The sequence below is a fragment of the Streptomyces tubbatahanensis genome, from assembly GCF_022699385.1.
Taxonomy (GTDB): Bacteria; Actinomycetota; Actinomycetes; order Streptomycetales; family Streptomycetaceae; genus Streptomyces; species Streptomyces diacarni.
The window spans coordinates 1,507,290-1,521,317 of record NZ_CP093846.1; the positions used below are offsets into that span (position 1 = coordinate 1,507,290).

The 14,028-nt window shown below is 74.0% G+C and carries 10 protein-coding genes; 5 read left to right on the top strand and 5 right to left on the bottom strand.

Annotation, left to right across the window (positions count from 1 at the left end; translation table 11 throughout):
- Positions 1-12 precede the first annotated feature (12 nt).
- Entirely contained in the window at positions 13-1,803 is a 1,791-nt protein-coding gene (locus MMF93_RS06510; RefSeq protein WP_242750121.1) for a PP2C family protein-serine/threonine phosphatase, read from the bottom strand.
- A gap of 143 nt (positions 1,804-1,946) precedes the next feature.
- On the opposite strand from MMF93_RS06510, the gene MMF93_RS06515 reads away from it, so the two are divergent.
- Positions 1,947-2,324: an RNA-binding S4 domain-containing protein gene (locus tag MMF93_RS06515; RefSeq protein ID WP_242750122.1), complete on the top strand. Its 378-nt coding sequence runs from the start codon at positions 1,947-1,949 to the stop codon at positions 2,322-2,324.
- A gap of 70 nt (positions 2,325-2,394) precedes the next feature.
- On the opposite strand, the gene MMF93_RS06520 is transcribed toward MMF93_RS06515, so the two are convergent.
- The gene (locus tag MMF93_RS06520) at positions 2,395-3,216 is read right to left on the bottom strand and encodes a response regulator transcription factor (RefSeq protein ID WP_242750123.1); all 822 of its coding nucleotides are present in this window, start codon (positions 3,214-3,216) and stop codon (positions 2,395-2,397) included.
- Between the two features lie 139 nt (positions 3,217-3,355).
- On the opposite strand from MMF93_RS06520, the gene MMF93_RS06525 reads away from it, so the two are divergent.
- The 4 genes from MMF93_RS06525 (at position 3,356) to MMF93_RS06540 (ending at position 9,941) form a co-directional block, all read left to right on the top strand.
- Positions 3,356-4,816 carry an MFS transporter gene (locus tag MMF93_RS06525; RefSeq protein WP_242750124.1) on the top strand — a complete coding sequence of 487 codons (1,461 nt, stop codon included), beginning with the start codon at positions 3,356-3,358 and terminating at the stop codon, positions 4,814-4,816.
- A gap of 83 nt (positions 4,817-4,899) precedes the next feature.
- Positions 4,900-6,672, top strand: coding sequence for a GAF domain-containing sensor histidine kinase (locus MMF93_RS06530; protein WP_242750125.1), 1,773 nt, complete (start codon positions 4,900-4,902; stop codon positions 6,670-6,672).
- A gap of 111 nt (positions 6,673-6,783) precedes the next feature.
- Complete coding sequence (locus MMF93_RS06535) at positions 6,784-7,596, top strand: HAD family hydrolase (protein WP_242750126.1); 813 nt, start codon at positions 6,784-6,786, stop codon at positions 7,594-7,596.
- Complete coding sequence (locus MMF93_RS06540) at positions 7,593-9,941, top strand: glycoside hydrolase family 65 protein (protein WP_242750127.1); 2,349 nt, start codon at positions 7,593-7,595, stop codon at positions 9,939-9,941. Before MMF93_RS06535 ends, MMF93_RS06540 begins: the two co-directional genes overlap by 4 nt.
- Positions 9,942-9,973: 32 nt before the next feature.
- On the opposite strand, the gene MMF93_RS06545 is transcribed toward MMF93_RS06540, so the two are convergent.
- The 3 genes from MMF93_RS06545 to MMF93_RS06555 form a co-directional block, all read right to left on the bottom strand.
- A complete protein-coding gene (locus tag MMF93_RS06545) occupies positions 9,974-11,518 on the bottom strand; it encodes an APC family permease (RefSeq protein ID WP_242750128.1) in 1,545 nt (514 codons plus the stop codon).
- Between the two features lie 68 nt (positions 11,519-11,586).
- Entirely contained in the window at positions 11,587-12,516 is a 930-nt protein-coding gene (locus tag MMF93_RS06550) for a hypothetical protein (protein ID WP_242750129.1), read from the bottom strand.
- Positions 12,517-12,748: 232 nt separating this feature from the next.
- Positions 12,749-14,020, bottom strand: a complete 1,272-nt coding sequence (locus MMF93_RS06555) for an acyl-CoA dehydrogenase family protein (RefSeq protein ID WP_242750130.1) — start codon at positions 14,018-14,020, stop codon at positions 12,749-12,751.
- Between the last annotated feature and the right edge of the window lie 8 nt (positions 14,021-14,028).

The following is a 14,028-nucleotide window of genomic DNA, read 5'->3' on the forward strand; positions in this document are numbered from 1 at the left end:
TCTCAGCGGGTCTCAGGACACCTGGATGGCGAGGACCGTCGCGTCGTCCTCCGCCCCGGGGCCCAGCAGATGGGCGACCAGGCGCTCCGCCGCCGACTCGGCGAGCCGCCCCTTGGCCTCCCACGTCCGCACGGCCTCCAGGAGGGCCGCGGAGCCGGTCTCCAGGTCGCTGCCGCGGCGCTCGACGACGCCGTCGGTGTAGAGGAGCAGCAGGTCGCCGGGGTGCAGTTGGGCGGTGTTGGTCGTGTAGGCCGCGTCCGCCAGCACGCCCAGCATCATGCCGTGCTCGCCTTCGAGCAGCCGCGGCTCGCCGTCCCTGACCAGGATCGGCGTGGGGTGTCCCGCGCTGGCCCAGCGAAAGGCCCGCTCCCGGGGGAAGAGGTGCCCGACCACGCACGTGGCGGTGGTGTCGAGGTTGCCGTAGTAGTCGTTGTAGACGACCTCCCCCAGCGCCCACACCAGCTGCGCCGCGTCCCCGCCGGTGTAGGCGAGACCGGCGAGGGCGGAGCGCTGCTGCACGGCCCGGCTGGCCGCCTGAACCCCGTGCCCCGAGGCGTCACCGACAGCCAGCAGCACCCGGCCGTCGGGGAGCTCGCGGCACTTGTACCAGTCACCGCCCACGCCCGAGTCGGACGGCACGTAAGCGGAGCTGACCGAGATCCACGGCGGCGTCAGCGCTTCCAGGGGCGGGACGAGGGCCTTGCGGAACGTCTCGGAGACCCGCCGCTCGGCGGCCGCCTCCTGCCGCAGCCGCTCGGCCTCGACGAGCGCCTCGCGCAGCTCCTCCTCCTGCCCGGTGAGGTTGCGTGCGGCGAACAGCAGGGACTCGGGTACCTCGGCGCCCTCCGGCTGGGCGTGCCCCACCCAGCGGATCCGCCGCCGCGTACCGTCCACCCGGACGGTCAGCTCGCGGTCGGGCACCTCGACGCCGCGCAGCAGGTCCCGCATGTCGGCCGCGAACCCGGGTACGTCCGCGGGGTCGATCTTCCGTCCGACGGTGATCAGGTCCGCAGCGACGTCCTTGGCGGAGGCGACGGTACGCCCCGCCCCCTCCGCCTCTGGCACGTCCTCCAGCGTGACGCCGTCCGGCGGCGCCTCCCGCAGCCCCAGCAGTGCGCGCAGCCCGGGCGACCAGCGGGTGCGACCGCTGATCAGATCCCATTCGGCCCACCCCATCCGGCCGCCCTCCTGGACGCGGCGGCTGAGCCTGGCCTCGCCCACCGGCTCCCAGTTCGTCAGCAGCAGCCCGAGCCGGGGCAGCACGGTGACGGTGCCGCGCAGCCTGGCACGCTGGAGCACCCCGTCCACGACGTCCACGTAGTCGACGGTGTCGCTGGAGACGGGGGTGCCCTTCTCCAGCGCCGCGCGGTACACGTCGTACATTCCGCTGGTGCGCACCCCCGGCCTGGTCTCGGACAGGCGCTTGCCCAGGAAGTCGAACGAGCCGCGTTCCACCCCGCTCAGCTCGAAGTGGTTGGCCCCCACGACCGTGAAGTCGCACACCGTCCCGTCCGGCGCGACGTCGGGCCGCAGCACCGTCGAGCTGCCCCGCAGCACGCCCAGCACCGCCGGAATCCAGGAAGGCAGGCCCGGCAGCACCGCCACGTCGCTGGGCGGCGCCTGCTCGGCGCCTTCGGTCACGCACGGGCTCGGCGGGCCCGCCTCCCCTTCCGGGCGGCCGTCGGTCGGCTCGGCGGCGATCCGGGCGCGCGCCCGGTGCCGTGCCCGCGCGACCGTGCGCAGCGCGAGCCGGTGCAGCTCGGCGAGAGCGTCCTCGGTGGTGCGGTCAGACGAGACGTCCATATGTCGGCATTGTGCGCCCGCCCGCGGCGCCGTGCCGGGTGGGAGACGGCCGGTACCGCCGAGCGGGTCCCGCCCGGCCTGCACTGCCCCGGTACCGCCGAGCGGGTCCCGCCCGGCCTGCACTGCGCCTAGAGTCGGACAGCATGACGGCAGACGAAGGACCGGTGCGGGTCGACAGCTGGATCTGGTCCGTGCGGCTGACGAAGACCCGCTCCCAGGCGGCGACCGCGGCGCGCGGCGGACACGTCAAGGTCAACGGTGAGCGGGTGAAGGCGGCGCACTCCGTCAAGGTCGGGGACGAGGTACGGGTGCGGCACGCCGGGCGGGAACGCATCGTCGTCGTCAAGCGCCTGCTCAGGAAGCGGGTCGGGGCGCCCGTGGCCGCGGAGGCCTACGTGGACAACTCTCCGCCTCCGCCGCCCGTCACCGAGATCCCCGTCGTCGCCCGCCGCGAGCGCGGCGCCGGACGCCCCACCAAACGCGACCGGCGCGAACTGGACCGCCTCCGCGAGACCCGCTGACGCGGTGGGCCGGCACGGAATGCCCGCGCGGCGGGCCCCCCGCGGCGGGCCCCGCGCGGCGCCCGGGCGCCTACGGTGTGAGGTCTCCCGGCAGGGGGCCGCCCCCGGGTGCGGGGCTCTCCTGGCTGAGCCGCTCGGCGAGCACCGCGGCCTGCACCCGACGTCCCACGCCGAGCTTGCCCAGGATCGCCGAGATCCGGTTCTTGACGGTCTTCTCCGCGAGGAAGAGCCGCTCACCGATCTGCCGGTTGGTCAGCCCCTCCCCCACCAGGGTCAGCACCTCGCGTTCGCGCGGGGTGAGCCGCGCCAGCTCGGCCGGTACGGCCCGGCCCTCGCGGCCCGTCCCCGGCGCCGCGGCGCGCGCCGTGACCCGCGCCCGCGTGCCCGGGTCGATCAGCGAGCCGCCGGACGCCACCGTCCGGATCGCGCTCACCAGGTCGGCGCCTCTGATCTGCTTGAGCACGTACCCGGCGGCGCCCGCCATGACCGCGTCGAACAGCGCCTCGTCGTCGTCGAACGAGGTCAGCATGAGGCAGACCAGGTCGGGGCTCAGCGCCCGCAGCTCGCGGCAGACCTCGATGCCCCCGTGGTCGCCGCCGCCCTCCCCGGTCCTCTCGCCGCTGTTCGCGCCCGGTCCCGCGCCGCCGTTCTCGCCCGGTCCCGCGCCGCTGCCGAGCCGCACGTCGAGCACGGCCACGTCGGGTCTCAACGCGGGGACCCGGGCCAGCGCCTGCGCCGCGTCGCAGGCCTCGCCGACGACGCTGAGGTCGTCCTCCGCCTCCAGGAGGTCGCGCAGTCCGCGCCGCACCACCTCGTGGTCGTCGAGCAGAAACACACGGACAGGGGCGGCGGGGCGCGCTGATCTCGCGCCCCGGCTGTCGGAACCCGGCACTTGACCTCCTCGGAACGCCCCCAGCCTGGGGCATGGCCCGCCCGGTGAGTAGGGGCCGTTCGGCACCCGGAGCGCGAGGGGCTCCCGCGGTCCGGGGCGGCTCGGCGACCGCGGGCCCGCACCCCTTAGAGTGCGGACTATGACGGAGCACCCCCGGCGGAGCAGGAGCATCCGCCCGCTGGCGGGTGTCCTGACGGCGATGGCGGTCTCCTTGACCGGCACCCGGATATCGGCCATCGCGCTTCCCTGGTTCGTGCTCGTGACGACGGGCAGCACGGCGCAGACCGGTCTGGTCTCGCTCTGCGAGCTGGCGCCCTACGTCCTCGTCAAGGCCTTCACCGGGCCGCTCGTGGACCTGGTGGGGCCGCGTACGGTCTCGTGGATCACCGATGTGGTCAGCGCGGCGGCGATCACCGCGGTCGCGGTGCTGCACCTGGTGGATGTGCTCTCGTTCTGGCTGCTGCTGCTCCTGGTCGCGGTGATCGGCGCGGCACGGGGCCCCGGCGACCTGTCCAAGGAGATCATGGTCCCGCAGGCCGCCGCGCGCGGCCTGGTGCCGCTGGAGCGCGCGGCGGGCCTCGCCGGGGTCACCGAGCGGCTGGCCTCCACGGTCGGCCCCGCGGCAGGCGGCACGGTGGTGGCGCTGCTGGGTGCGCCCACCGCGCTGATCGCCATCGCGGTCTGTTTCGCGTCGGGATCCCTTGTCGTCGTCCTGGCGCTGCCGCACCGGCGGCGGACGGCGGCGGACGAGGAAGCCCCGCCCGCGGATACGGACGGCCCCGGGCCCGGCTACTGGCAGCGCATGGGCGAGGGTTTCCGCTTCCTGCGCGGTGACGGGCTGCTGCTCACCGTCATCGTCATGGTGGGCGTGACCAACCTGCTGGACGCGGCGTTCACCTCGCTGCTGGTCCCGGTCTGGGCGCGCGAGTCGGGCCACGGCCCTGAGGCGATGGGCCTGGCCAACAGCTCGCTGGGGCTCGCGGCGGTCGCCGGGAGCCTCGTCGCGGCGGCCGTCGGGCACCGCATGCCGCGCCGCGTGGTGTTCTTCGCCGGGTTCCTGCTCGCGGGCGCGCCACGGTTTGTGATCCTGGCGGTGGACGTCCCGCTGTGGGTGGTGCCCGTGGTCTTCGCGCTCAGCGGGTTCGGTGCGGGCTTCATCAACCCGATACTGGGGGCCGTCAACTTCGAGCGGGTCCCCGACGGGCTGCGGGGCCGGGTCAACGCGCTGGGCGACTCGCTGGCCTGGGCGGGCATCCCGCTGGGCGGGCTGCTCGCCGGCGCGGCCGTGGCGTCCTTCGGGCTGGCCCCTGTGCTGTGCGCGGGCGGCGCCGCCTACTTCCTGACGACCAACCTGACCGGGCTGCGGCCCGAGTGGCGCCGGATGGACGAGCGGCGCAGGGCCCCGGGCCCGCCCGTCCCGCCACAGCACACCCCGGCGGCCCCGGCCGCGGGCGAGCCCACCACCCCGGCAGGCACGAAGCGGCTCCCCTCCCCGGGCGGGGAGGAGCACTCGTGCGCGGACGGCGAGGAGTGCCCTCCCGCGGGCGGTGGTGAGCGCTCCTCGCCGGATGCCCGGGGCGCTGAACGACAGGCGACCTGAGGTCAGTTGGCCCGTAGACTGCCCCTCTCGGGGCTCGCGGCCGCACGGGGGCCCGGCTGTCGTACCGTCGCACGGAGGCGCGCATGGCGGAGGCTGCCGAAGACGGCGGGCAGCATGACCAGGACCAGGGCCGACTGCCCCATCTGAGGCTGGATGAGTTGCTGGACGAGCTCCAGGCCCGGCTGGATGCCGCCCGCACCACCCAGGACCGGATGCACAGTCTCCTGGAAGCCGTCCTGAGCGTGGGCCGTGAGCTGGATCTGGCGCAGGTGCTGCGCCGCATCGTCGAGGCGGCGCTGGCCCTGACGAACGCCCGGTACGGGGCGCTGGGCGTCATCGGCGAGGGGCAGCGCCTGGCGACCTTCCTGCCGGTGGGGATCGGCGAGGAGGAGGCGGCACGGATCGGGCCGCTGCCCTCGGGGCACGGGGTGCTGGGCGAGCTGATCCGCGCTCCCGAGCCGCTGCGGCTGTCCGATCTGACCGCGCACCCGGCCAGCCGCGGCTTCCCCGCGCACCATCCGCCGATGCGCACGTTCCTGGGGGTGCCGGTGCGGGTACGCGACGAGGTCTTCGGCAACCTGTACCTGACCGAGAAGCGGGGCGGCGCTCAGTTCGACGCCGACGACGAGGCCGTCGTCACCACCCTGGCGGTCGCCGCGGGGGTGGCCGTCGACAACGCGCGGCTGTACGCGGAGAGCCGGCGTCGCGAACAGTGTCTTGAGGCGCTCGGGGAGATCACCCGGCTGCTGCTGAGCGGCGCCCCCTCCAGCGAGGTGCTGCGGCTGATCGCCTGGCGTGCGCTGGATGTCGCCCAGTCGGACTCGGCGTGCGTGCTGCTGCCGGACGCCGCGGGGCAGGCGGACGGTGCGGACGGGCTGCGGGTGGTGGTGGCGGTCGGGGCGCTCGCCGAGGAGCAGACCGGGGTGGTGGTGCCCTACGACGAGACGCTCTCGGGGCTGGCGGCGCGCACCGGCGAGTCGGCCGTGTCGGCCGACGTGGACGCCGACTCGCGCACCCGTGCCTTCCCCGCCGGGCGCGGCGCGCACGGTCCCGTCGTGGCCGTACCGCTGCTGGCGCAGAAACACGCGCCTGGCGCGCTGCGGCTGAGCCGGCTGAAGGGGAGGGAGCCGTTCGAGGAGACGGAGGTGGAGCTGTTGTCGGACTTCGCGGCGCAGGCGGCGCTCGCGCTGGAGATGGCGCAGCACCGCGCCGAGTCCGAGCAGCTGGCGCTGCTCCACGACCGCGACCGGATCGCCCGTGACCTGCACGACCTGGCCATCCAGCGGCTGTTCGCCACCGGGATGACGCTGCAGAGCGCGGGCCGGCTCATCGACCGCCCGCAGGCGGCCGAGCGGGTGAACCGCGCCGTGGACGACCTCGACGAGACGATCAAGATCATCCGCTCGACCATCTTCGCGCTGCGCACCTCGGGCGAGGGCCCGCAGGACGTCCAGAGCAGCCTGCGCCGCACCCTGGCGAAGGCCGTCAGCGACGCGGCGGACCGGCTCGGTTTCCTGCCCGCGCTGCGCATGGAGGGCCCGGTCGACACGAACGTGCCGGCCGAGGCGGCGGAGCAGGTGAGCGCGGTGCTGGGCGAGGCACTGAGCAACATCGTCCGCCACGCGCGGGCCCGTCACGTGGACGTGGCGCTGTCCGTGGGCGCCGTGATCGCGCTGACGGTCACCGACGACGGTGTCGGCCTCGGTGACGCGCCCCGCACCGGAGGACTGGCCAACATGCGCTCGCGGGCCGCACTGTTGGGCGGCACTCTGACGGTCTCGGACGGCGTGGCTTCCGCCGCCGGGCCCGGCACCCGCCTGGTGTGGGAGGTTCCCCTGCCGCGCGAGGCCGAGTAGCCGGGGCCTCGGGCGCGCGGCGGCCGGGTCGCCGGGGGCCGCGGGCGTCCACCTGGGCGGCAATGCCCACCAGCACGCATGCCGCCCCCGAGGGCAGGGGACCCGGCACGCATGACGAAGCTCGGTCTGCCCGACGGCATCCGCGCATGCCTGTTCGACCTCGACGGTGTCCTCACCAAGACCGCCGTCGTGCACGCCGCCGCGTGGAAGGAGATGTTCGACGCCTATCTGCGCGGGCGCGACGGGCCCGGCTTCGCAGCCTTCGACCCGGTCGCGGACTACGACGCCTACGTGGACGGACGCCCCAGGGCCGACGGCGTCCGCACCTTCCTCGCCTCGCGCGGGATCGAGCTGCCCGAGGGCGCGCCCGACGACCCGCCCGAGCGCGAGACCGTGGCCGGGCTGGGCAACCGCAAGAACGCGCTGCTGCTGGAGAAGATCCGCGAGGACGGCGTGGAGGCGTACGACGGCTCCGTGCGCTATCTGCACGCGGTGCGCGCGGCGGGGCTGGCGACCGCCGTCGTCTCCTCCAGCGCCAACTGCCGGGACGTCCTCACCTCCGTCGGCATCGAGGACCAATTCGACGTGCGGATCGACGGCGTGGTGGCGAGGGAGCGCGGGCTGCCCGGCAAACCCCACCCCGACACCTTCCTCGCCGCCGCGCACGACCTGGCCGTGGAACCGGGCGCCTCGGCCGTCTTCGAGGACGCGCTGGCGGGCATGGACGCGGGCCGCGCGGGCCACTTCGGGTACGTCGTCGGCGTCGACCGCACGGGCCAGGCCGACGCGCTGCGCGCCCACGGCGCCGACACCGTCGTGCCGGACCTGAGCGCGCTGACGGACGCGGACCGGGGCAGCGCGCGCCCCGACGACCCCGACGACCCCGACGACCCCCACGACGACGAGAAGGACGACGCCAGGTGATCAGCCACTCCTGCTTCGCGGTACAGCCCTGGACGCTGCACGAGAACGAGCTCCGCCTGGACATCCTGCCGCAGAGCGAATCCGTCTTCGCCCTCTCCAACGGGCACATCGGATGGCGCGGCAACCTCGACGAGGGCGAACCGCACGGGCTGCCCGGCACCTACCTCAACGGGGTGCACGAGCTGCACCCGCTGCCGTACGCGGAAGCCGGCTTCGGCTATCCCGAGTCGGGCCAGACCGTCATCAACGTCACCAACGGCAAGGTGATGCGGCTGCTCGTCAACGACGAGCCGTTCGACGTGCGCTACGGCAAGCTCCGCTCCCACGAGCGGACCCTGGATCTGCGCTCGGGCCTGCTGCGCCGGGTCTGCGAGTGGACCTCGCCCGCGGGCTGCACCGTGCGGGTGACCTCGACGCGGCTGGTCTCCTTCACCCAGCGCGCCATCGCGGCCGTCGCCTACGAGGTGGAGCCGCTGGAGTCGGACGTGCGCGTCGTCGTCCAGTCGGAGCTGGTGGCCAACGAGCAGCTCCCCCACAAGAGCGGCGGCGACCCGCGGGTGGCGGCCGCGCTGGAGGACGTCCTCACGCCCGAGGAGGACTTCGCCTCCGACATGCGGCTGCGCCTGGTGCACCGTACCGAGACCAGCGGGCTGCGGGTGGGCTCGGCGGCGGATCACGTGGTGCACGGGCCCGAGTCCACCGCCACCGGTGCCGAGAGCGGCGAGAACGTCGCCCGGCTCACCGTCACCTCGCAGCTGAGCCCCGGACAGCCGCTGCGCGTCGAGAAACTCGTCTCCTACGGCTGGTCCGGGGTGCGTTCGCTGCCCGCCGTCCGCGACCAGGTCGACGCGGCCCTCGCCGGCGCCCGCACCGCGGGCTGGCAGGGCCTGGTGGACGCGCAGCGCGCCTACCTCGACGACTTCTGGTCGCACGCGGACGTGGAGGTCGACGGCGACGCCGAGATCCAGCAGGCGGTGCGCTTCGCGCTCTTCCACGTGCTCCAGGCCGGGGCGCGGGCCGAGAAGCGCGCCATCCCCTCCAAGGGGCTGACCGGCTCGGGGTACGACGGGCACACCTTCTGGGACGGCGAGTCGTTCGTGCTGCCCGTCCTGACCTACACCTCGCCGTCCGCCGTCGCCGAGGCCCTGCGCTGGCGCCAGGAGACGCTTCCGGCGGCCCGCGCCCGGGCGCGGCAACTGGGCCTGCGCGGCGCCACGTTCCCCTGGCGCACGATCGACGGCTCGGAGTGCTCGGCGTACTGGCCGGCCGGCACGGCGGCCTTCCACGTCAACGCCGACATCGCGGAGGCCGTGGTGCGGTACGTCGCCGCCAGCGGCGACACCGACTTCGAGCGGGAGACGGGGGTGGAGATCCTGGTCGAGACGGCCCGGCTGTGGCACTCGCTGGGCCACCACGACCACCACGGCACCTTCCACTTCGACGGGGTGACGGGGCCCGACGAGTACAGCGCCGTCACGGACGACAACCTCTACACCAACCTGATGGCCCAGTCGAACCTGCGGGCGGCGGCCGACGCCGTGGAGCGGTACGGCGCACAGGCGGCGGCCCTCGGCGTCGACGACGAGGAGGCCGCCGCGTGGCGGGACGCGGCCGACGCCGTGGCCATACCGTTCAACGAGGCGCTGGGCGTGCACGAGCAGTCGGCGGGCTTCACCGGGCACCAGCTGTGGGACTTCGGCGCCACCCGCCCCGACCAGTACCCGCTGCTGCTGCACTTCCCCTACTTCGACCTGTACCGCAAGCAGGTCATCAAACAGGCCGACCTGGTGCTGGCCATGTACAAGCGCGGTGACACCTTCTCCGCAGAGCAGAAGGAGCGCAACTTCGCCTACTACGAGCAGATGACGGTCCGCGACTCGTCGCTGTCCGCCTGCTGCCAGGCGGTGATGGCCGCCGAGGTCGGGCACCTCCAACTCGCCTACGACTACACGGGCGAGGCGGCGCTGATGGACCTGGAGGACCTGGAGAACAACACCCGCGACGGGCTGCACATCGCCTCGCTCGCCGGCACCTGGGTCGCGCTGGTGGCCGGCTTCGGCGGGATGCGGCACAGCGACGGCACGCTCGACTTCTCCCCCACGCTCCCGGACCAGCTGCGCCGGCTGACCTTCGCGGTCCAGATCCTCGGCCGCAGGCTCCGGGTGGAGATCGAGAGCACGTCGGCGACCTACACGCTGCTGGAAGGCGAGCCGCTGCGGCTGCTGCACTGCGGCGAACCGTTCACCGCGAAGGTCGGCTCACCCCGCACCCACCGGCTGCGCAGCCACCCGCCGCGCACCCGCCCCGAACAGCCGGCGGGGCGCCGGCCCGCGCGACGCCACTGACCCCGCCACGGGCCGGCTGCCCGGGGAACGAGTCACCTGCCCTGCTGCCGGCCCGCGGCCTGGTCCAGGCGGAAGGCCTCGTTGCCCTGTCCGATGCGGGCGAAGGTGTGCGGGGCGCGGGCCCGCAGCACCAGGCCGACGGTCAGGCCGACGACGGCCGCGGCGCCGATGATGCCGGGCAGCACCCAGCCGAGCGCCGAACCCGAGGCGGCACCGACCAGCACGTCGAAGTCCTTGACGGCGTAGCCGAAGACGAAGCCGAGTCCGACGGCGGCCAGCGCCGAGCAGACCAGCCGTCCGGCCTGCGCCCCGGCGGAGCCGCGCCGGGTGAAGAAGACGATGACGGCGATCGAGGTGACGGTCATCAGCAGGATGACGCCGAGCGCGCCGACGTTGCCCATCCAGGTGAACAGGTGGAGGACCGGCGCACTCGGGTCGCCGTGCGGCTTGTCGTCGACGGCGACGAAGGCGGCGACGACCACGAGGGACACCAGCGTCTGGAGCAGCGAACCGAGCGCGGGCGCCCCCGTGCCGGCGGAGGCCCGGCCCACCGCGCGCGGCAGCAGCCCCTCGCGTCCCATGGCGAAGGCGTAGCGCGCCACGACGTTGTGGAAGGCGAGCATGCAGCCGAAGGCGCCGGTGACGAAGAAGACGTGCAGCACGTCGGTGAAGACGGTCCCCAGGCGGGGCTCGGCGAGGGTGAAGATGAGCCCCGAGCTCTCCTGGCGCGCGGCGGCCACCACCCCGTCGGGCCCGGTGGCGACGCTGATGAGCCAGGCCGTCACCGCGTAGAAGACGGCGATGATGCCGACGGCCAGGAACATCACGCGGCGCACGACGGTCTGCGGCCGGTCGGTCTCCTCCGCGTAGACGGGCGCCTGTTCGAAGCCGAGGAACGCGGCGACGGTGAAGCACAGGGCCGTGCCAAGACCGGCCCCGGTGAGCGTGTCCGGGTCGAAGGCGTGCAGCGAGAGGCCCTGCGGCCCGGGGTCGGCGGCGTAGGCGACGTCGATGACCAGGACGAGCAGCACCTCGCAGATCAGTACGACCCCCACGACCTTCGCGTTCAGGTCGATCTTGCGGGCGCCCAGCACCCCGGTCACCACGAGAGCGGCCAGCGAGGGGATCCACCAGGCGACGCTCACCTCGAAGAACTTCTCCAGCAGCCCGGCGACCTCGAAGCCGAAGATGCCGTAGACCCCGACCTGGAGCGCGCTGTAGGCGACGAGCGCCACGTAGGAGGCACAGGATCCGGCGAGCCCGCCAAGTCCCCTGGCGATGTAGGCGTAGAAGGCGCCCGCGTTGTGCACGTGGCGGCTCATCTCGGCGTACCCGATGCCGAACAGCGCCATGAGGACGCCGAGGATGACGAAGAGGAGCGGCAGACCCACGACGCCCATGACGGCGTAGGTCGTGGCCATCACCCCCGCGACGGTCATCAGGGGCGCGGTCGCGGCCAGGACGGACAGCAGCAGCCCCGTCGTGCCCAGCCGTCCCGCCCGCAAGGACGCCTGGTCCTGGCCCCGGTAGGTGCTGATCTCCTGACTGCTGCCGCTCGGCCGGCTGCCCGTGAGCATGGCGGGGGTTCCTTCCAGGACGTCCTGTGGTGCTCGGGTGGGGGGTGCGTGCGGGGGCGGTGCGTCGCTCAGGCGGCTCCCAGTGCCGTCCGGTGCGCGGCGCGGAACGCCCTGTGGGGCTCGCGGCCCGAGAACGCCCACGGTTCGCGCGTCGGGTGGGGGCCGATCCGCTGGAAGAGCGCGGCCGCCTCGGCCATCCTCCCCTCGTGGAACTTGGCGTAAGCCAGGTGGTTGAGGTCGATGAGGCGGCGCGGGTTGCGGTCCTCTGCGCCCCACTCCAGCCACCAGTTGAAGGCGGCCTCGACGATGCGCCGCGGGTGGCGTCCGTGCCAGTGCCCTGCCGCGGTCGGATCGGGCGGGACCTCGCCCCGGGCGGCCAGGACGCGGAAGCGCTGGGCGTGGGCGGTGACGGGCAGCAGGGCGAGCGGCGAGTCGGCGGGGGCGCGTTCGGCGGCCTGGGCGGCGAAGTCGTAGACGCCTCGGCCCTCCTCGGCCAGCGCGGCGGCCATCAGGTGGTGCCCGTGGTGGTGTTCGGGGTGGCGCGCGTGCAGCTCGCCGAAGGGGTGGTGGCAGTCGGGCGGGGTGGCCGTCCGGCGGAACAGCAGGAGCAGCGCGAGCCAGGGGGTGGGGTCGTGGGGGGCCGCGCGGGCGGCGGCGTCGAGGGCCACGCGGGCGGCGTTGGCGTCGCCCTTGCCCCGGGCGGCGCGCATCGCCATGGCGCAGGCGAGCAGCAGGGCGGCGTCCTGGCTGTCGGGCTCGGCCAGCTGCCACTCGCGGGTCCACGCCTCGCCCGCGGGTGTCCGGGCCAGGCAGATGACGCGGTGGCCGCGCAGGTCCCAGTCGTGGCCGGTCTCCTGCAGGAGGGTCCTGGCCTCGGCCCAGTGGCCCTGGACGAAGGCGTCGCGTGCCGTGCGTAACGGGGCGTCGTCCAGTGCGGGGTCGGGCCGCCTGCCGTCCGGGGAGCGTCGGAATGTGAGCGGCGGTGGTGGAGGAGTCATGGTCGCCGATCACCCAACCGGACGTATGCGATCACGTCAAGTCAGCACGTGATCACCGGAGTTCGGCATCCGGGCAGTCACCGGCCCTCGGTGAGCGACATCGGCCGACTTCGTTCGATACGGTCGACTCCGCTCACTCGCAGGGGAGTTGAGGCGCCGCGGCGTTCCCTCCCCCACTGGAGGCAGCCCCCCCCTGCGGTCCGGCCCTGCGGTCCGGACCGGGCCGGGCGCGTCACAGGTAGCGCTTCAGCTCCCGCCGGGCCAGCGAGCGCTGGTGCACCTCGTCGGGCCCGTCGGCCAGCCGCAGGGTGCGCGCCGCCGCCCACAGCTCGGCGAGGGGGAAGTCCTGCGAGACGCCACCCGCGCCGTGCAGCTGCACCGCGTCGTCGATGATGCGCACCACGGCCCGCGGGGTGGCGATCTTGATGGCCTGGATCTCGGTGTGGGCGCCGCGGTTGCCGACCGTGTCCATCAGCCAGGCCGTCTTGAGCACGAGCAGCCGCAACTGCTCGACCTGCACCCGCGCGTCGGCGATCCACTCGTGCACCACGCCCTGGCGGGCCAGCGGCTTGCCGAACGCGGAGCGCTCCACGGCCCGCCGGCACATCAGCTCGATCGCCCGCTCGGCCATGCCGATCAGCCGCATGCAGTGGTGGATGCGCCCGGGGCCCAGGCGGGCCTGCGCGATGGCGAAGCCGCCGCCCTCCTCGCCGATCAGGTTGGCCGCCGGCACCCGTACGTCGTGGAAGAGGACCTCGGCGTGGCCGCCGTGGTAGTGGTCCTCGTAGCCGTAGACCGACATGGCGCGGCGCACCTCGACGCCCGGGGTGTCGCGCGGGACGAGCACCATGGACTGCTGGCGGCGCACGTCCTCGCCGTCCGGATCGGTCTTGCCCATGACGATGAAGACCTGGCAGTCCGGGTTCATGGCGCCCGAGATGTACCACTTGCGGCCGGAGATGACGTAACCCCCCTCGCCGTCCGGCCGGATACGGGTGGCGATGTTGGTGGCGTCCGAGGAGGCCACCTCCGGTTCGGTCATCGCGAACGCGGAGCGGATCTCGCCCGCCAGCAGCGGCTCCAGCCACCGCTCGCGCTGCTGGGGCGAGCCGAACTGGGCCAGCAGCTCCATGTTGCCGGTGTCGGGCGCGGCGCAGTTGAGCGCGGTCGGCGCGAGCTGCGGGCTGCGCCCGGTGATCTCGGCCAGCGGCGCGTACTGGAGGTTGGTGAGGCCCGCGCCGTACTTCTCGCCCGACGCGCTGTGCTCGTCCACGAAGCTGTGCTCGTCCACGAAGCTGTGCTCGTCTACGAAGAAGAGGTTCCACAGGCCCAGCTCCCGCGCCGTGGCCTTGAGTTCCTCGACGACGGGCGGGGTCCGCCAGGGCGAGTCCAGCGCCGCGCGCTGCTCGCCGGCCACCTGTTCGGCCGGGAGCACGTGTTCGTCCATGAAGGCGAGCAGCCGCTCGCGAAGCTCCTCGGTCCGCGGGTCGTATGCGAAGTCCATGCGCCTGC